Origin of the sequence: Streptomyces sp. NRRL S-495, from assembly GCF_000966955.1 — a bacterium.
In the GTDB taxonomy this organism is placed as follows: domain Bacteria; phylum Actinomycetota; class Actinomycetes; order Streptomycetales; family Streptomycetaceae; genus Kitasatospora; species Kitasatospora purpeofusca.
Window position 1 is genome coordinate 1 of sequence record NZ_JZWY01000376.1, and the last position, 15,643, is coordinate 15,643.

The 15,643-nt window shown below is 72.5% G+C and carries 19 protein-coding genes and 1 pseudogene; 9 read left to right on the top strand and 11 right to left on the bottom strand.

The window, feature by feature from the left end:
• The coding region (locus VR45_RS19840; RefSeq protein ID WP_045941139.1) for a helix-turn-helix transcriptional regulator at positions 1–228 on the bottom strand (228 nt) is incomplete at its 3' end.
• A gap of 126 nt (positions 229–354) precedes the next feature.
• On the opposite strand from VR45_RS19840, the gene VR45_RS19845 reads away from it, so the two are divergent.
• Together VR45_RS19845 and VR45_RS47055 are read left to right on the top strand one after the other, a co-directional pair.
• Positions 355–843 carry an ATP-binding protein gene (locus tag VR45_RS19845; protein WP_052709218.1) on the top strand — a complete coding sequence of 163 codons (489 nt, stop codon included), beginning with the start codon at positions 355–357 and terminating at the stop codon, positions 841–843.
• Complete coding sequence (locus tag VR45_RS47055) at positions 830–1,003, top strand: hypothetical protein (protein ID WP_159394274.1); 174 nt, start codon at positions 830–832, stop codon at positions 1,001–1,003. Before VR45_RS19845 ends, VR45_RS47055 begins: the two co-directional genes overlap by 14 nt.
• A gap of 64 nt (positions 1,004–1,067) precedes the next feature.
• On the opposite strand, the gene VR45_RS19850 is transcribed toward VR45_RS47055, so the two are convergent.
• Positions 1,068–1,490 carry a hypothetical protein gene (locus VR45_RS19850; RefSeq protein ID WP_045941141.1) on the bottom strand — a complete coding sequence of 141 codons (423 nt, stop codon included), beginning with the start codon at positions 1,488–1,490 and terminating at the stop codon, positions 1,068–1,070.
• Between the two features lie 576 nt (positions 1,491–2,066).
• Between VR45_RS19850 and VR45_RS19855 the strand changes: the two genes are divergently transcribed.
• The 3 genes from VR45_RS19855 (at position 2,067) to VR45_RS19865 (ending at position 4,302) form a co-directional block, all read left to right on the top strand.
• Positions 2,067–2,723, top strand: coding sequence for a hypothetical protein (locus VR45_RS19855; protein ID WP_045941142.1), 657 nt, complete (start codon positions 2,067–2,069; stop codon positions 2,721–2,723).
• On the top strand, positions 2,714–3,370 hold the full coding sequence (locus tag VR45_RS19860) for a hypothetical protein (protein ID WP_045941143.1): 657 nt from the start codon (positions 2,714–2,716) through the stop codon (positions 3,368–3,370). The genes VR45_RS19855 and VR45_RS19860 overlap by 10 nt, the downstream gene beginning before the upstream one ends.
• Positions 3,371–3,483: 113 nt before the next feature.
• Positions 3,484–4,302: a class I SAM-dependent methyltransferase gene (locus VR45_RS19865; protein WP_199925971.1), complete on the top strand. Its 819-nt coding sequence runs from the start codon at positions 3,484–3,486 to the stop codon at positions 4,300–4,302.
• Positions 4,303–4,361: 59 nt separating this feature from the next.
• Here the strand turns inward: VR45_RS19865 and VR45_RS19870 are convergent, their stop codons facing one another.
• Positions 4,362–4,760, bottom strand: coding sequence for a RidA family protein (locus VR45_RS19870; RefSeq protein ID WP_045941145.1), 399 nt, complete (start codon positions 4,758–4,760; stop codon positions 4,362–4,364).
• Between the two features lie 72 nt (positions 4,761–4,832).
• Here VR45_RS19870 and VR45_RS19875 point away from each other — a divergent pair.
• A pseudogene (locus VR45_RS19875) lies at positions 4,833–5,742 on the top strand (LysR family transcriptional regulator).
• Between the two features lie 58 nt (positions 5,743–5,800).
• On the opposite strand, the gene VR45_RS19880 reads toward VR45_RS19875, so the two are convergent.
• Complete coding sequence (locus VR45_RS19880; protein ID WP_045941146.1) at positions 5,801–6,619, bottom strand: serine protease; 819 nt, start codon at positions 6,617–6,619, stop codon at positions 5,801–5,803.
• Positions 6,620–6,752: 133 nt separating this feature from the next.
• Positions 6,753–7,661, bottom strand: coding sequence for a LysR family transcriptional regulator (locus tag VR45_RS19885; protein ID WP_045941147.1), 909 nt, complete (start codon positions 7,659–7,661; stop codon positions 6,753–6,755).
• A 112-nt stretch (positions 7,662–7,773) separates the two neighbouring features.
• Between VR45_RS19885 and VR45_RS19890 the strand changes: the two genes are divergently transcribed.
• Complete coding sequence (locus tag VR45_RS19890) at positions 7,774–8,523, top strand: GNAT family N-acetyltransferase (protein WP_045941148.1); 750 nt, start codon at positions 7,774–7,776, stop codon at positions 8,521–8,523.
• A gap of 128 nt (positions 8,524–8,651) precedes the next feature.
• The gene (locus VR45_RS19895) at positions 8,652–9,143 is read left to right on the top strand and encodes an aegerolysin family protein (RefSeq protein ID WP_052709219.1); all 492 of its coding nucleotides are present in this window, start codon (positions 8,652–8,654) and stop codon (positions 9,141–9,143) included.
• A 39-nt stretch (positions 9,144–9,182) separates the two neighbouring features.
• Here the strand turns inward: VR45_RS19895 and VR45_RS19900 are convergent, their stop codons facing one another.
• The 5 genes from VR45_RS19900 to VR45_RS19920 form a co-directional block, all read right to left on the bottom strand.
• On the bottom strand, positions 9,183–9,683 hold the full coding sequence (locus tag VR45_RS19900; RefSeq protein WP_045941149.1) for a hypothetical protein: 501 nt from the start codon (positions 9,681–9,683) through the stop codon (positions 9,183–9,185).
• A gap of 51 nt (positions 9,684–9,734) precedes the next feature.
• A complete protein-coding gene (locus VR45_RS19905) occupies positions 9,735–10,181 on the bottom strand; it encodes a RidA family protein (RefSeq protein WP_045941150.1) in 447 nt (148 codons plus the stop codon).
• A 249-nt stretch (positions 10,182–10,430) separates the two neighbouring features.
• Entirely contained in the window at positions 10,431–11,648 is a 1,218-nt protein-coding gene (locus VR45_RS19910; RefSeq protein WP_078896671.1) for an MFS transporter, read from the bottom strand.
• 193 nt (positions 11,649–11,841) lie between these two features.
• A complete protein-coding gene (locus VR45_RS19915; protein ID WP_045941151.1) occupies positions 11,842–12,783 on the bottom strand; it encodes an EamA family transporter in 942 nt (313 codons plus the stop codon).
• A gap of 127 nt (positions 12,784–12,910) precedes the next feature.
• Positions 12,911–13,552 carry a DSBA oxidoreductase gene (locus VR45_RS19920; RefSeq protein WP_045941152.1) on the bottom strand — a complete coding sequence of 214 codons (642 nt, stop codon included), beginning with the start codon at positions 13,550–13,552 and terminating at the stop codon, positions 12,911–12,913.
• A 268-nt stretch (positions 13,553–13,820) separates the two neighbouring features.
• Here VR45_RS19920 and VR45_RS19925 point away from each other — a divergent pair, with 268 nt between their 5' ends.
• Positions 13,821–14,696: a LysR family transcriptional regulator gene (locus VR45_RS19925; RefSeq protein WP_030391735.1), complete on the top strand. Its 876-nt coding sequence runs from the start codon at positions 13,821–13,823 to the stop codon at positions 14,694–14,696.
• A gap of 91 nt (positions 14,697–14,787) precedes the next feature.
• Here the strand turns inward: VR45_RS19925 and VR45_RS19930 are convergent, their stop codons facing one another.
• Positions 14,788–15,504 carry a methyltransferase gene (locus VR45_RS19930; RefSeq protein ID WP_045941153.1) on the bottom strand — a complete coding sequence of 239 codons (717 nt, stop codon included), beginning with the start codon at positions 15,502–15,504 and terminating at the stop codon, positions 14,788–14,790.
• Between the last annotated feature and the right edge of the window lie 139 nt (positions 15,505–15,643).

Sequence of the window (15,643 nt, forward strand, 5' to 3'; positions counted from 1 at the left end):
CTCCAGCAGCTCCCGCTGCGGCGTCCGCTTCCCCTGCTCCACCGCGCCGATCAGGCTCTCGGTGTACCCGACCTGCTTGGCGAACTCCTTCTGCGTCAACCCCGCCCGCTCGCGCAGCAGTTTGATCTGCTTGCCGATCGCCTTGAGGAAGTCGGACACCTCGGAGAGGTCCTCCTCCAACTCCGGCCGCACATCGCCGCTGTCCCCGCCACCCTGAACTTCAGCCATAACGGCCTCCCCATTTCCCGGTCACGGCCGACGGCCGTGACAGAACACGTTCCGCACGCATACAGGCACTTACCGTGCCCACCAGATGCATCGTCAGCGTAAGCCCGGGGGGGCAGGATTTTCCCCATGAAGTCCGAAATCCCCCTCGACGCCCCGGCCCCGCGCGCCCACACCGCGCTCCTCTCTTCCACCCCCAAGGGAGCCGCGATCGGTCGCCGGACGGCCAGACAGTACCTGACCTCCTGGGAGGTCAACTCCCTTTGCCCGGAGTCGTTTCACTCCGCGCTGATCATCGTGGCCGAGCTGGCCGCGAACGCCTCGATCCACGGGCGCACACCGGGGCGCGGGTTCGAGCTGAGCCTCTCGCTCACCTCCGTGCGCCGGTCGCGCACCACCGTGCTCCGCATCGAGGTGTCCGACTGCCGGGGCGACAAGCGGCCCGTGCTCCCGGACCCGAGGGCCTGTTCCACCGACGCGCAGTCGGGGCGCGGGCTCACGCTCGTCGACGCGCTCGCCGACCGCTGGGGCACCCTCGCCCGGGAGCCCAACGCCAAAACGGTCTGGGCCGAACTCGACCTGCCCGAGGAGAAGTTCGCGGCCGATGCCGTCGCCTGAGCGCCACTCCCCCGACGCCGTCACCGCCGCGGCCTGCACCGTGCTGCCGATCACGCTGCTACTCGCCCTGGTGGCCTGGATCTACCCCGTCCTGAAGCACCACCACGACCTGCACCCCACCCCCGCAAGCACCACGTCCAGCCCGTCCACCCCTCGATGACAGAGCGCCCTCGGCCCCTCCCGCCCGGGAGGAACCGAGGGCATCCGCCGTGCAGGCCGTGGGGTCAGGAGACGACCACCGTGACCTTCCACCGCGCCACGAACGGCGGGCAGACCGTGCGCGGGTCCGGAACGCAGCGGCCGATAGCGTTGATGTCACTGGTGCCGGCAATCGAAGCCGTGAAGGTGGCATGGGAGTTGCCGTTCGGGTCGGCGCTGCCCGCCGTCTGGGTCAGCACGGCGGCCGAAGCGGCAGCGGGCGCGTACCAGTACCAGGTCACCGTGTAGTCGCGCAGTGCGGTGAGGTCCACCTGCACGGTGTCGCCCACACCGGCGTGCACGGTGGTGCCGCCGTCCGCGCTGACGATGTGCACGGTGGCGGTGGTCGTGGTCGTGGCGGCCGTAGTGGACGCGGTGGCGGCGGGCGCGGCGCTCAGGGCCAGCGCCAGGGCGACGGCGGGCAGGGTGAAAAGTCGCATGATCTTCATCAACACTCCCGGGCTTCAGTGGGGTTCGGCACTCGGAGCCTCCCGTCTACCGGGCCGCGCCCACCCCGGGCAATGCCCGCCGCCCCCACCACCCCGAAGCTCCGTCGAACACACGCCCCGCACGCTCCCCCGATCACCGTAGGCGGCCAGCCCCTGCGCCGCCCTTGCCCTCGCCCTCTCTCTCCGCACTTTGCAAAGTGCGACTTTGCAAAGTCCGAACAGGGGACCGCCACACACCCGCCGCCCCTGCGCCGCCTACACCTTCACCCTTGCCCTCGCCCTCTCTCCGCACTTTGCAAAGTGTGACTTTGCAAAGTGCGGACAGGCGACTGCCACGCACCCGCCGCCCCTGTGCCGCCTACGCCCTCGCCCTTGCCCTCACCCTCACCTTTGCCCTCCGCACTTTGCAAAGTGTGACTTTGCAAAGTGCGGAGAGGGGGCTGCCACACACCCGCCGATCATGGACATCCCAACTCCCTGGGATGGAACTGTCCTTCGTACGCGAGGAAGAATCCTGCGACGCGAGCCGGGCACGCACCCCCATCGACCCGGCATCCCGACCACCAGGAGAATCCCTTGGAAGCTGTCCCCCGACCCCGCCTCCGCCGCCGACTGGGCGCACTGGCCACCCTGACCGCCACCCTCGCCGGGATCGGCGGCCTCACCGCGGGCGCGGCGCACGCCGACCCGCTGCCCCGGCCGCCGTCCGACTCCTGCAACCCGAACCTGGAGACGGTCTGGCAGGACGTGGCCACCGTCCGGGTCTCCCCCGTCCTCACCCACTGGACCGGCATCTCCATCGCACCCGGCACCACCGGCACCGCGACCGAGACGCTCTCCGAGGTCGACACCGTCAGCACCACCTACAACACCTCGGTGGAGATCACCGCGCAGGCGAGCGTCCTGTTCGCCAAGGTCTCGGCCAAGGTCGGCTTCTCCGTGCAGAAGACCAAGGCCAGCACCAGCAGTTGGTCCCGCACGGTCACCATGAACTTCAACCGCCCCGGTGAGTACGGGCTGTTCAAGGGCACCCACCGGGTCGAGGGCGAGTTCGTCCGCTACCAGTGCGCCCGGACCGGCCCTAGCACCGGCGTCTGGGTGAACACCATGCCCGGCGGCACCGGGTCCTATGTGACCTTCGACGTCGAGATCCAGGGCACCATCGCCTGCGACAGCCCGGTCGCCCCCGGCAGCGTCCAGGAGCTGGCCCGACGCGCGCTGTCGTGCCCGTGAGCACGGCCGCCCGACGCCTCCGCGCCCTCGCCGCGCTGGTGCTCGCCTTCGCCAGCGCACTGCTGCTGTTCGCCGCCCCGCCGGCCTCGGCGGCCGGTCCTGTACCGGGGCCGTTCGGCACGGTGTGCGACCCGTACCCGGTCCAGTTCCAGAGCCCCTACGAAGACTGGGGCAAGCCGGTGGACCCCCGGATCACCTTCCCGAGGCCCACGCAGAGCTACGGGCATACCTATCTCTCGACCCACCCCAACGACCTCTTCGACCCGGACCGGCGGCTCCCCCGCTACCAGGCCGAACTGCTCGCCAACGACTGGAGAGGGCACAACACCTGGAACATCTGCCGGGGCGAGGGACCGTCCGTCTACCTCACCGCCTGGGGCAGCTACGAGTGCCTGACCGTCTCCGACCCGGTGAGGTACCCCAACTCCGAGGTCACCGCCAACGGGTGCATCAACAGCAACGACAAGATCGGACAGAAGTTCCAGATCCACACCAACAGTGCCGGCTGGTCGGTGCTCCAGGACGACCGCTGGGGCTACTTCCTGGACGCCGTCCGGACGAGCTTCCAGGATCCGGTCTACGGGTGGGTGTGGATCTACACCCTCAAGCTGTCCGCCGACAACGCCCTCGCCTTCCGGATGGTCTGAGCCGGGGTCAGGCAGCCTCCGTCGAGCGGATCTTGCGTCGACGCACTGGCCCCACCTATCGTCCGATGTATCGACTCGATACATCGGACCGATACATGGCACAGGGGGCCGCGATGACATTCACCCACGCAGTGACGGACGGCGAACGACAGCTCCACCGCTCGTCGTTCGGCACGGCAGCGGGCGCGTACGCCGAGCACCGGCCGGACTACGCGCCCGAGGCCGTGCGGTGGGCGCTCGCCGGGGCGCCCGGGCCACGAGTCCTCGACCTCGGGGCGGGGACCGGGAAGCTCACCGGCACCCTGCTCTCACTGGGGGAAGAGCTGGACGGACTGGACATCACCGCCGTCGAGCCCGACGCGGCGATGCTGGCGGAGCTGCGGCGTGACCTGCCCTCGGTGCGGGCGTTCCAGGGCAGTGCGGAAACGATTCCGCTCCCGGACGGGTCGGTGGACGCCGTCGTCTCCGGCAACGCCATGCACTGGTTCGACATGGCGGTGGCCGGGCCGGAGATCGCCCGCGTCCTCGCGCCCGGCGGGGTGCTCGCGGGGCTGTGGAACGTCTTCGACGACAGCACCGACTGGGTCGCCGGGCTCGCCCGGGTCACCGGCCCGGCCGCGATCGGCCCGCGGGACGTGCCCGCCGCCTGGCGGATCGAGACGGCGGAGCTGCACCTGCCCAGGACCGGCGGCGCGGACAGTCCGTTCCACGCCCCCGAGCAGGCGGAGTTCCCGCACGGCCACCGCCGGACCGCCGAGTCCCTGGTCGCCACCCTCGGCACCAAGGCCGGCGTGCTGGTCATGCCCGAGCAGGAGCGGGCGGACCTGCTGGCCCGCGCCCGTGCCCACCTCGCGGGCCACCCTGCCACCGCCGAGGGCGAGTTCACCCTCCCCCTGCTCACCAGCGTGCTGCGGGTGCGCCGACGCCCGTAACGAGTGCCCGCGCGGAGTGGGAAGTCGGCGGGACCGACTTCCCACTCCGCGCAAGGCAGCTACTCCCCTGCCGCGCGCGCCCGGTACGCGTCGACCTCGATCTCGATCCGCATCCGCTCGTCCGCCAAACCGGCGACCAGCATCGTCGCGGCCGGCCGGACGTCCCCGAAGGTGCGGCGCAGCACCGGCCAGCACGGCTCGAAGTCCTCGCGCTCGGGCAGCAGGTAGCGCACCCGGACGACGTCCGCGAAGGTGCAGCCCGCCTCTTCGAGGGCCGCGCCGATGTTGCGCAGGCACTGCTCGGCCTGCTCCACCACGCCGTCGGCGATCGTCATCGTCGTGTAGTCGAAGCCGGTCGTGCCGGACACATGGACGTGCTCGCCGACGACGACCGCGCGGGCGTAGCCGATCTGTTCCTCGAAGGTCGAACCGCTCAGGACCGTGCGTCGCTCTGCCATGCGCCGAACGCTAGGTGGCCTGCGGTGATACGTCCAATACCCGGGAATCCATCGTCTGGTATCTCTGGGGATATGGACCGCCCCGAACTCCCCCTCCCCCAGTTGCACGCGTTCACCGTGCTCGCCGAGGAGCTCCACTTCGGCCGTGCCGCCGCGCGGCTCGGTATCGCTCGGTATCGCCCAGCCGCCGCTGAGCCAGCAGATCGCCCGGCTGGAGGCGAAGGTCGGGCACCCGCTCTTCGTCCGTGGGCCCGGGCAGGTCGTGCTCAGCCCGGCCGGGCGGGAGCTGCTGCCCTCGGCGCAGCGGGCGCTCGTCGGTCTCGCGGACGGGCTGGCCGCCGCGCGGGCGGTGGGGAGCGGACGGGCGGGGCGGTTGCGGATCGGGTTCTCCGCCTCGCTGGCGCTGACCGTGCTGCCGGGGTTGCTGCGGACCTTCCGGGAGCGGTTCCCGGCCGTCGAGCTGGACATCCGCGAGATGACGACCGCCCCGCAGCTCGCCGCCCTGCGCGAGGACGCCGTCGACATCGGGCTGCTGCGGGAGCCGCCGCCGGCCGGGGAGGAGGGGGCGCTGGGCTTCCGTACCGTCCTCACCGAGCCGTTCGTCGCGGTGCTGCCCTCGGAGCATCCGCTGGCCGCCCAACGGACGGTGGAGGTGGGCGCGTTGGCGGAGGAGCCGTTCGTGCTGCTCCCCCGGGCGGTGGGGCCGGGGCTGTACGACCGGATCACGGAGGTGTGCGGGTCTGTGGGGTTCGCGCCGAGGATCGTGCAGCACGCGGTGGAGTGGCAGACGGTGTGCGCGCTGGTCGGGGCCGGGCTGGGGGTCTCGCTCGCACCGGCGAGCATTCGGCGGATCCGGCTCCGGGGTGTCGCCTTTCGGCCGGTCGAGCCGGGCACCGCCCGCACCCGGGTGGCCGTCGCCTGGCGCCGGGACGACCCGAACCCGCTGGTGGCGCGGCTGCTGGAGGTCGTCGGCGCCGGGTGAGCAGCACCTGGGGCGGGCGGCCCGTGCGGCGAGGCCCGTGGCGGGGCCGTCAGGCCGGTCAGCCCGCGGTGCGGTTGTCCTTCAGGGTCTGCTGGATCCAGCCCTTGTAGGCGGCCGCACTGGTGTAGAGCCCGGGGCCCTCCGAGCAGGGCACCCCGGGGGCGCCCGGGCCGGAGGTGACGCCGATCAGCTCCCAGCGCCCGTTGCGGCCCTTCTGCACCTGCGGGCCGCCGGAGTCACCGTGGCAGGCCATCGCCTTGGGCTTGGTGGTGAGCGTGCACAGCCTGGTCCGGTCCGCGAAGCCGGGGGCGCAGTCGGACGCGGCGCCCAGGCGGGTGTTCAGCTCCTGGAGCCGCTCGGGGAAGGCGAACTTGCCGTCCACGGTGGTGCCGTAGCCGAGCAGGCGGGTGGCGGTGCCGGGGCGGCCGGGCTCGGCGATCCTGATCGGCCGCTGGGTGACCGGGCGGTCCAGACGGACGAGGGCGAGGTCGTCCTTGTTGGCGGCGGTGCCCTCGCCGTTGACGTAGCCGGGGTGGACGAAGGTGCGGTCGATCTTGCGGACGGTGCCGCCGGTCTTCCGGTGCTCGCTGCCCACCCGGACGATGCCCTCCAGTTCGATGCCCTCGACGGCGATGCAGTGCGCGGCCGTCAGCACCCACTGGGGGTCGATCAGCGAGGCGCCGCAGTTGCCGTCGACCAGGCCGAGGTCGGGGGCGGACTCCGGGATCGTCGCCATGAAGGGGTAACGCTCGGTGGAGTCGCCGCCGTTGACGATCGCTCCGGCGCTGCCCGCCATGAGGGTGGCGCAGGCGGCAGCGGCGAGGGCACCGACGGCGGCGGTACGGACGGAGGTGCGGGAGAGCTTGGCGCTGAACACGATTGGTTCCCTTTGCTCGGAAATGCCGATGTGTTCCAGCCTGGTCGACCAAGATCCACCGGACCACGGTGGCAGCCGGTGGACCGGCCGTCGGGGCAGCCGGACCGCGCGCGGTGGGGGTACCCCCCGGCCGCTACGACACGGGCGACCGCAGCAGGGCGAGGACGGCGTCCACCGCCGGGCGGGCGGCGGGTGCGGGGAGGGTCAGGGCGTGGATGCGGCGGGTGAGTCGGGGGCCCAGCAGTGGGCGCAGGGCGATGTCGGCGGCGGCGGGGGCGTGGGCTGCGGCCGCGAGGCGGGGCAGCAGGGCCACGCCCAGTCCGTTCGCCACCATCCGCAGGGCGAGGTGGTAGTCGTCCACCGCGTGGGCGATCCGGGGTGCGAAGCCCGCCAGCGCGCAGGCGGCGCGGACCAGGGCGGCGCTGCCGTCCTCGCGGGAGCCGACGATCCACGGGGTGTCGGCGAGGTCGCTCAGGTCGACGGCGGCGCCGTCCGCCCCGGGCCCGGCCGGCAGGGCGAGCAGGACCGGGTCGGCGGCGAGCGGGTGGACGGTGAACTCGTCGGCGGGAAAAGCCGGTTCGGGCACGAGATCGTAGGTGTAGCGGACGGCGACGTCGCAGCGGCGGGCCCGGAGCGCGGCGAGGGCCTCGGGCGGTTCGAGCTCGTTCAGCGAGACCCGTAGCTCGGGGAACCGCTCGCGGGCGGCGACCAGGGCGGGCACCACGTGCACGGCGGCGAAGGTCGAGAAGCAGGCCAGGCCGACCGGGCCGCGCGGGGTGTCGGCGGCGGCCCGCAGGTCGCGTTCGGCGGTCTCCAGCGCGCCCAGCACGATGCGGGCGTGCGCGACCAGGCGCACGCCCTCGGGCGTCAGCCGGACCCGGCGGCCGTCGCGCTCCAGCAGCGGCACCCCGGCTTCGCGCTCCAGTACGGCGAGCTGTTGGGAGACCGCCGAGGAGGTGCGGCCGAGGGCGGCGGCGGCCGCCGTCATCGTGCCCCGGTCCGCGAGTTCGCGCAGCAGGAGGAGCCGCGCCGGATCCAACATCAAGCCGCCCTTACAGGTCTGTGAAGCATTACGTGGTGGACCTCAAAGATCCTTTCGGGGCATCCTGCCGCATGGACCGGGCAGCGCGCCCGGACGGGGACGGGAGAAGACCTTGATCGACACTCGGCTGATCGAACGCCACGCGGCCCGGGCCTGGCCCGCCGAGGAGGTGCGGGAGGAGGACGGCTGGCTGCTGCGGCACACCCCCGGGGTCCCGCGCCGGCGCTCCAACTCCGCGCTGCCGGTGGGGCGGGGCGACGCCCTGCTGAGCGGGATCGAACGGGTGGAGGGGTACTACGCCGCGCACGGGCTGCCGGTCGCCGTTCAGGTCTCCCCCGCCGAGGAGCACACCGCTCTGGACGCCGGCCTCGACGCGCGCGGCTACCGGAAGGACGGAGGGGTCCTGGTCTGCACCGCACCGGCCGCCGCCGTCGCCGACGCCGCGCGGCCCGCAACGCCGCTGGACGTCACGCTCGCCGAACACCCCACCCGGGCTTGGCTCGACGCCTACGCGGCACTGGAACCGTCCGGGAGCGGCCGGGCGGAGGCCGAACGGCTGTTCCGCCGCATCACCGGACCGACGGCCCATCTCGGTGTCGAGCGCGACGGCCGGCTCGTCGGCATCGGGCTCGTGGTGGCGGCGCCCGGCTGCGCCGGGGTGTTCTGCATGGCCACCGACCCCGCACACCGGCGGCAGGGCATCGCCGGGGCGATCCTGCACGTCGGCGCGCGTTGGGCGCAGGCCCGGGGCGCGGAGACGCTCTACCTCCAGGTGACGGCCGAGAACGTGACGGCGCGGCGGCTGTACGAGCGGATCGGGTTCGAGGTCTCGCACAGCTACCACTACCGGCTGAAGCCCTGACCGGGCGGGGGCGGCGAGCAGCTGACCGGGCGGTCGATCGTTTGTCAACGACCTGTCAACGCGCGTCGCGGAGGCTCTTCCCCAGAAGGACCGTACGGAAGCGGTCCCGAGAGCGAAGGGAAGATCCCATGGCACAGCGAAGGACCCTCGCCAGGGCGGCCCTGGCCGCCGCCGGCCTCGCCGCGATGCTCGCCACCGCGGCCCCGGCCGGCGCGGCCACCGTCGAGGGCCAGTCCTCGATCCAGACCGCGGCGCGCAGCACGCAGGTCTCGCTCGTCAACTGGAGCAGCTGTGAGCTCCGGCTGCAGAACTCCTGGCTGGACCACGGGGTCTGGTCGGACGGTCTGGCCCCGGAGGCCGTCATCCCCGACGGGCGCGCCGTGCACTGGCAGTCCGAGAGCAACGGCTTCCTCACCGGCACCGAGGGCCACGTCATCTACGACGCGTTCAACTGCAAGGTGAGCGTGCTCAACGGCAAGCGTGTGCAGCTGCACTGGAACAACCCGTACGCGGGCAGCAACTCGTACGACAACTTCGGGTCCGACCCGAACTTCCGGTTCGGGCGCAACGGCGGTGACGGCAACAACGCCAGCGTCTACTGGCAGATCATGACCCCCTGACCCACTCTCCTGACCGTTCCCGGCGGCCGACGGGGACGGTCAGGAGCCGTCCGGGCAGGAGGACTTGCGGCGCTTCTCGAAGTCCTTGGCGTTCAGCAGCTTGTAGTCCCAGTCCCAGCCGCCCGCCGCCCACTTGCCGGCGGGCAGGCCCAGCAGCACGTCGCCGGGCACGGTCACGGTGAGGGCGCGGTCGCGGACGACCTCCACGGTGTAGCGCCGGTCCGCGACCACCGGGCCCGGGGACTTCCCGGAGGTGGTCCAGCCGGGCGGGAGGGCACCGAGGTCCACGGTCTCGGTGACGGAGCGGCCCTCGCGCGGGTGGACCTCCAGCTTCTCCGAGCCCGGGAACACCTTCACCCGCACCACGTGCAGCCGCTCGTCGTGGCACATGCCCGTCCGCACGACCAGCCGACCGGCGTCCAGGCGCACGGCGATCAGCCGCTCGGCCGGCGGCTCCGGGTCGCCGCACCCGGCCACCGCCCCGGCGACCACCGTCACGGCCGCGGCCGCCACCGCCGCCCTGTGCCACCACCGCTTCATCAGCCCCCGCTCTCTCCTGCGCCCGCACTGGAAGTCGGCCCGGCCGACTTCCTACTCCGCGCCGTCGAGGACCGCGCCGTCGAGGACCGCGCCATCGAGGACCGCATCGAGGACCGCGTCGACCTCGACCTCGACCAGCCAGGCCGGGTCGATGAACCGCGACACCTCCACGAAGGTGCAGGCCGGGCGCACCTCGGCGAAACGCTCGCCGTGCGCGCGGGCCGCCTCGCGCCAGCGGGTGACGTCGGTGAGCATGATCCTGGTCCGCACCACGTCCGTGAGCTCGGCGCCCGCCGCCCGCAGCGCCGTCCCGGCGATGTCCAGGCAGCGCACCGTCTGCGCGTACACATCGCCCGGCCCGACGGTCGCCCCGTCGTCCCCGATCGGCGCCGTCCCGGCGACGGCGACGTACGCGCCCTTGCGCACGGCCCGCGAGAAGCCGATCTCCGGCTCCAGCGGCGAGCCCGAACCGACGTTCTGTCGAGTGGTGTGCTCCATCGGGCCATCATCCCAGGGTGTGCGCACCACCCGGGCAGGGGGTCAGGGGGGGCTGGCGGGGAGTCAGGGGTGGGGGCGGGAACAGAAGAAGCGGGGCGCGGCCCAGAAGGCCGCGCCCCGCAGAAGAGAAGTGTGGGCGCGTGCCGCCGGCCGTCGCCGGGGCACGCGCCCACCGCACCGGAGGGGGCGGTACGGACGTCGCGACGGGGGTGGCGCGGCGTCCGTACCGGGCTCCGGTGGTTCGAGGGGTCAGCCCGCCGCCGGGACGGCGCGGCGGCCGGTTGCGGCGCGCAGGGCCACGGCGAGGCCGACCAGGACGATGCCGAACCAGACGACGCTCTTGACGCCCGTGTGGTCGGCGAACAGGCCGCCGATCAGGGCGCCCAGGGCGATGCAGGTGTTGTAGGCCATGGTGTTGAGCGACATCGCGGCCTCGAAGGTCTCCGGCGCGGCCGCGAGCGTCATGTTGATCTGGCTGAGCTGGACGACACCGAAGGCGAGGCCCCACAGCACCATGGCGACGATCACGCCGAAGTCGTTGGTGCCGATGGTCAGCAGCATCACCAGGGCGCCGATCAGCAGCAGCCCGCCCACCACGAAGCTGCCGCGCAGGCTCTTGTTGACGCTCTGGCCGCCGATGAAGTTGCCGATCGCGCCGCCGATGCCGAAGACGATCAGGACGACGGTGATGAAGCCGACGCTCGCCTCGGCGCTCTTCTCCAGGTACGGGCGGACGAAGGTGTACGCGCCGAAGTGGCCGAGGACGAAGAACACCACCATGACCAGGACCACGCGCAGCGGCACGTTCTTGACCGGCAGTCCGAAGACCTCGCGGACGGAGACCGCGTTCGCCGACGGCAGCGAGGGGATGGTGACGGCGACGGCGAGCAGCACCAGCGCGCTGAGGCCGGCCCAGATCAGGAAGGTGGTGCGCCAGGAGCTGACGCTCTCCAGCAGGGTGCCGAGCGGGATGCCGACGACGGTGGCGATCGAGATGCCGGACATCACGACGGCGGCGGCCCGGTTGGCCTGCTTCTCCGGGACGATGCGCATCGCCATGCTGACGCCGATGGCCCAGAAGACGCCGCTGGCGAAGCCCATGAACATGCGGGTGACCAGGATCAGCGGGTAGTTGGGGGCGATCGAGGTGATCAGGTTGCCCACGGCCAGGACGCCGAGCAGGGTGGTCAGCAGCTTGCGCCGGTTGACCTGGCGGGTCCAGGCCACGATGAACGGCACGCCGAGGCCGGCCGCGACGCCCTGGGCCGTGACCATCAGGCCGGCGGTGCCGACCGAGACGTCCAGGCTCTCGCTGAGCGGGGTGAGCAGGCCGATCGGCATCAGTTCGGTGGTGAGGAAGACAAAGAGGCTCGCGGTGATGGCGGCGACACCGAGCCATCCGTCGGCCGCCGGACCGTTCTTCCGCAGCGTCGCCGCTGTGGGCAGTTCTTCTTCTTGCGTGGTCATGTCATATCTCCGGAAGTGGAGTGGGTCGGGCGGAAGGGGTCGGGCGGAAGGGGTCGGGCGGAAGGGGTCGGGCGGAAGGGGTCGGGCGGAGGTGGTCGGGCGAAGGGGTCGGGCGAAGGGGTCGGGCGCGGTACCCGGCGCCGGGCGGCGCCGGGTCCGACGAGGTGGTGAGCGTGGTGAGGTGCGCCCGCCGCTACCCGCTGCGTTCCTCTTCGAGGGCGCGTGCGCCGGTGCCGGACGTGAGGGGTTCGGGAGGCGCCGCCGCGGGCTCCTTCCGCGGTGGACGGGACTGGCCGAGCACGACCGCCAGGAAGATCACGGCGATCCCGAGGAGTTGGAGCAGCGACAGCGTCTGGTCCTTGAAGAGGTAGCCCAGCAGCGTCGCCACGACCGGGCTGCCCAGCGCCAGGAAGGACACCGCGGTGGCCGGCAGCAGCCCGATCCCCCGGAACCAGACGATGTAACTCAGCACCGCACCCAGGGAGATGAGGTAGGCGAAGCCGAGGACGTTGTCGCCCGTCAGACCGTCCGGCATGTCCTCCAGCGACAACCAGAACGGCAGCAGGACCAGACCGCCCGCCGTCAGCTGCCACCCGGTGAAGGTCAGCAGGCTGACGCCCTCGGGGCGGCCCCACCGCTTGGTGAGGGTGATGCCCGAGGCCATGCACAGGGCGCCGCCGACCGCGGCGAGGACCCCGACGGCGTCCAGCGACACCTTGCCCTTGAAGACGAGCAGCGCCACACCCCCGGCGCCCAGGACGCAGGCCAGCGCGTGCACCCCTCTGACCCGTTCGCCGAGGAACAGCGCCGCCAGGATCACCACGAACATCGGCTGGGCCGACATGATCACGGCGGCGATGCCGCCCGGGAGCCGGTAGGCCGCGACGAACAGCAGGAAGTTGAAGGCACCGATGTTCAGCACCCCCAGCACCAGCGCGCGCAGCCACCAGGCGCCGACCGGCAGCTTCCGGCCCAGGGCCAGCAGGAACAGGCCGCCCGGCAGCGCCCGCATGGTGGTCGCCAGCAGCGGCCGGTCCGGGGGCAGCAGCTCGGTGGTGATCAGATAGGTGCTGCCCCACACCGTCGGTGCCAGGCCGGTCAGGGCCACCGTGGACAGATTCCGTCTGCTCGTCATGTCGATCTCGCCTCACATCCGGTGGGAAGCACCGTGGGATTACGTCCGGTCGGCCCGGCGGGGACGGCTCGCGCGGGGGCAGCTCACCCGGGGCGAGCACTCGCGGGGTCGGCCCGGCGGGGACGGCTCAGTCGAAGATCGGGTCGCGGTCGCGACCGCGCTTCAGCTCGAAGAAGCCGTCGGTGCTCGTCACCGCCAGGACGCCGTCCCAGAGCTTCCCGGCCGCCTCCCCGCGCGGGGCGGGGGTGAGCACCGGGCCGAAGAAGGCCAGCGGCTCGCCGTCCGGGCCGGGCACGTGGATCACCGGGGTGCCGACCTCGGAGCCGACCGGGTCCATGCCCTCGTGGTGCTGGATCCGCAGCTTCTCGTCCCAGGAGTCGTCGTCCGCGGCCGAGACCAGCTCGACCGGCAGCCCGGCCTCCTTGAGGGCGGCGGTGATCATGTCGTGGCCGAGCCCGGCCTTCTCGTGGTGGATCAGCCGGCCCATGGCGTTGTAGAGCGGGCGCAGCACCTCGGCGCCGTGCTGCTCCTGGGCGGCGATGCACACCCGCACGCAGGCCCAGCCGTCGATCATGCCCTGGCGGTACTTCTCCGGGACCTCGCGGCCCTCGTTGAGCACGGACAGGCTCATGATGTGGAACCGGGTCTCCACCGGCCTGACCTGCTCCACCTCCAGCATCCAGCGGGAGGTGATCCAGGCCCAGGGGCAGCGGGGGTCGACCCAGATGTCGGCGGTGATCGTCTCGGGACTGGCCGGCGCGGCGCTCATGACGGTCGCTCGTCCTTTCGGTCTGACGGGCGGCACGGGCGCGCGCGGGCACGCCTCGGCGGGGTGCGCCCAGGTACGGGTGAACGGGGAGAGGTCGACGGCGGCACGGCGTCCGGGCAGGACGGACGGACCCCGGTCGGGGGCCCGCCCGGTGGAGTCGCCCCGGGGCGGCTCCGGCCGTGTGCGGTCGCCTTCAGTGTCGGGCCGCGCGCATCGATGAGTCCAACACATGCTTGTCACCCGTTGCATCGCGGATCACGATGGACGCATGGAGCTCCAGCAGATGCGCTACGTGATCGCGGTCGCCGAGACGAACAGCTTCACCCGCGCCGCCCAGCGCTGTCTGGTGGTGCAGTCCGCGCTCAGCCACCAGATCGGGCGGCTGGAGAAGGAGTTGGGCGCGCGGCTGTTCGAACGCACCAGCCGCCGGGTGCGGCTGACCCCGGCCGGGGCGGCCTTCCTGCCCGCCGCCCGGCAGTGCCTGGACGCGGCGGAACGCGCGGCCACCGAGGTCGCGGCCGCCGTCGGGGAGGTCCGCGGACTCCTCAAGGTGGGGCTGATCCCCACCGTCGCGGCGGTGGACATCCCGGCCGTGCTCGGCGAGTTCCACCAGCGGCACCCGAAGGCCCGGATCAGCCTGAGCGTCGGGGCCAGCGACGAACTGGTGGAACAGGTCCGGCAGGGCGAGATCGAGGTGGCCTTCCTCGGCATCCCGGTCACCGCACACCCCCGGGGGGTGATGGCCAGGGAGCTGGCCAGGGAACGGCTGGTCGCCGTGGTCTCCCCGGACCACCCGCTGGCCGGCGAGAGCTCGGTGGACCTGCGGCGGCTGGCCTCGGAGGTGTTCGTCGACCTCCCGGCGAAGACCGCCGGGCGGGCCCAGTCCGATCTGGCGTTCGCCGCGGCCGGGCTCACCCGCGAGGTCGCGTTCGAGGTGACCAACGCGGACTACCTGGCCCGGCTGGTCGCCGCGGGCCTGGGGGTGGCGCTGCTGCCGCCCCGGTACGTCGCGGGCCTGACCGGGATGGTCACGATCGAGGTGACGGACGCGCCGTCCCGGGCCGAGTACGTGATCTGGGGCCGGGAGAGCCCGCACCCGGCGGCGGCGGCCTTCCTGGAGCTGCTGGGGATCACCGAGGACTGACGGCGGATCGGCGGATCGGCGGAGGGCGGAGGGGTGGGACCGGGGCCTCCCCGAGGGGAGGGAGACCCCGGCGGGTCAGGAGAGAAGCGGGTCAGGAGAGGCGGTGCACGGTGAAGTCGACCGCCACGTCCAGGACGGGCTGGGTGGTGGTGAACACCTTCTTGTGGGTGAAGCCGCCGTCCGCCACCAGCTTCTCGAAGTACGCGACGTCGCCCATGGTGCTGAAGAAGAGGACCATCCGCCCGTCCTCCGTCAGGTGGTCCCGGGCCTCGCGGAAGAAGCGGGTCAGCGCCCGGTAGCCGGCGTCGGTGCCCGCGACGTCCGCGTAGTCGGCGGCGGCGAACCACTGGAACGGCGGGTTGAAGACGATCAGGTCGAACCGGCCCTCGACCGCGGCGAAGACGTCGCTCTCGCGCGCCTCCACCCGGTCGGCGACCTGGTTCAGCTCGGCGTTGACCCGCACGGCGGCGACGGCGTCCGGGTTGAGGTCCACCGCCAGGACGTCGGCGCCCTTCTTCGCGGCGATCAGGGCCAGCGAACCGCTGCCGGTGCCCATGTCGAGGACCCGGTCACCGGGCTTGACCTCGGCGAACACCGCGCCGCCCAGCATCGGGGAGACCGGGCAGGGGGTCATCACGGAGGCGGGGACCCGCAGGGTCAGGCCGAGGAACGGGACGGTCTGCTCGCCCTCCTCGCCGCCCAGCTCGCCCAGGGCCCGGCGCAGCTCGGTGATCTCCTTCACCTGGGCCTCGGGGACCAGCGGGCGGTAGGACTCGGCCTCGGAGGTGGACTGCTGCTGAAGCGTCATGGTGTCGTGTCCGTCCATGTGTGGGGTTGGGTGGGGGGAATGGTGGGGTGACCGGGGTGACGCGGGCTCAGACCTCCGCCCGGAGCCGGGCGTAGGCGGCGGCCAGGCGGCCGCCGACCTCGGCGGTGCTGATCAGCAC

What these genes read in the sequence shown, in the direction of transcription:
- VR45_RS19845 (WP_052709218.1), top strand. Translation starts at nt 355, where the DNA reads ATGAAGTCCGAAATCCCCCTCGACGCCCCGGCCCCGCGCGCCCACACC.
- VR45_RS19900 (WP_045941149.1), bottom strand. Translation starts at nt 9,683, where the DNA reads ATGAAGCGGTGGTGGCACAGGGCGGCGGTGGCGGCCGCGGCCGTGACG.
- VR45_RS19910 (WP_078896671.1), bottom strand. Translation starts at nt 11,648, where the DNA reads ATGACCACGCAAGAAGAAGAACTGCCCACAGCGGCGACGCTGCGGAAG.
- VR45_RS47055 (WP_159394274.1), top strand. Translation starts at nt 830, where the DNA reads ATGCCGTCGCCTGAGCGCCACTCCCCCGACGCCGTCACCGCCGCGGCC.
- VR45_RS19905 (WP_045941150.1), bottom strand. Translation starts at nt 10,181, where the DNA reads ATGGAGCACACCACTCGACAGAACGTCGGTTCGGGCTCGCCGCTGGAG.
- VR45_RS19895 (WP_052709219.1), top strand. Translation starts at nt 8,652, where the DNA reads ATGGCACAGCGAAGGACCCTCGCCAGGGCGGCCCTGGCCGCCGCCGGC.
- VR45_RS19865 (WP_199925971.1), top strand. Translation starts at nt 3,484, where the DNA reads ATGACATTCACCCACGCAGTGACGGACGGCGAACGACAGCTCCACCGC.
- VR45_RS19930 (WP_045941153.1), bottom strand. Translation starts at nt 15,504, where the DNA reads ATGACGCTTCAGCAGCAGTCCACCTCCGAGGCCGAGTCCTACCGCCCG.
- VR45_RS19885 (WP_045941147.1), bottom strand. Translation starts at nt 7,661, where the DNA reads ATGTTGGATCCGGCGCGGCTCCTCCTGCTGCGCGAACTCGCGGACCGG.
- VR45_RS19915 (WP_045941151.1), bottom strand. Translation starts at nt 12,783, where the DNA reads ATGACGAGCAGACGGAATCTGTCCACGGTGGCCCTGACCGGCCTGGCA.
- VR45_RS19850 (WP_045941141.1), bottom strand. Translation starts at nt 1,490, where the DNA reads ATGAAGATCATGCGACTTTTCACCCTGCCCGCCGTCGCCCTGGCGCTG.
- VR45_RS19870 (WP_045941145.1), bottom strand. Translation starts at nt 4,760, where the DNA reads ATGGCAGAGCGACGCACGGTCCTGAGCGGTTCGACCTTCGAGGAACAG.
- VR45_RS19925 (WP_030391735.1), top strand. Translation starts at nt 13,821, where the DNA reads ATGGAGCTCCAGCAGATGCGCTACGTGATCGCGGTCGCCGAGACGAAC.
- VR45_RS19920 (WP_045941152.1), bottom strand. Translation starts at nt 13,552, where the DNA reads ATGAGCGCCGCGCCGGCCAGTCCCGAGACGATCACCGCCGACATCTGG.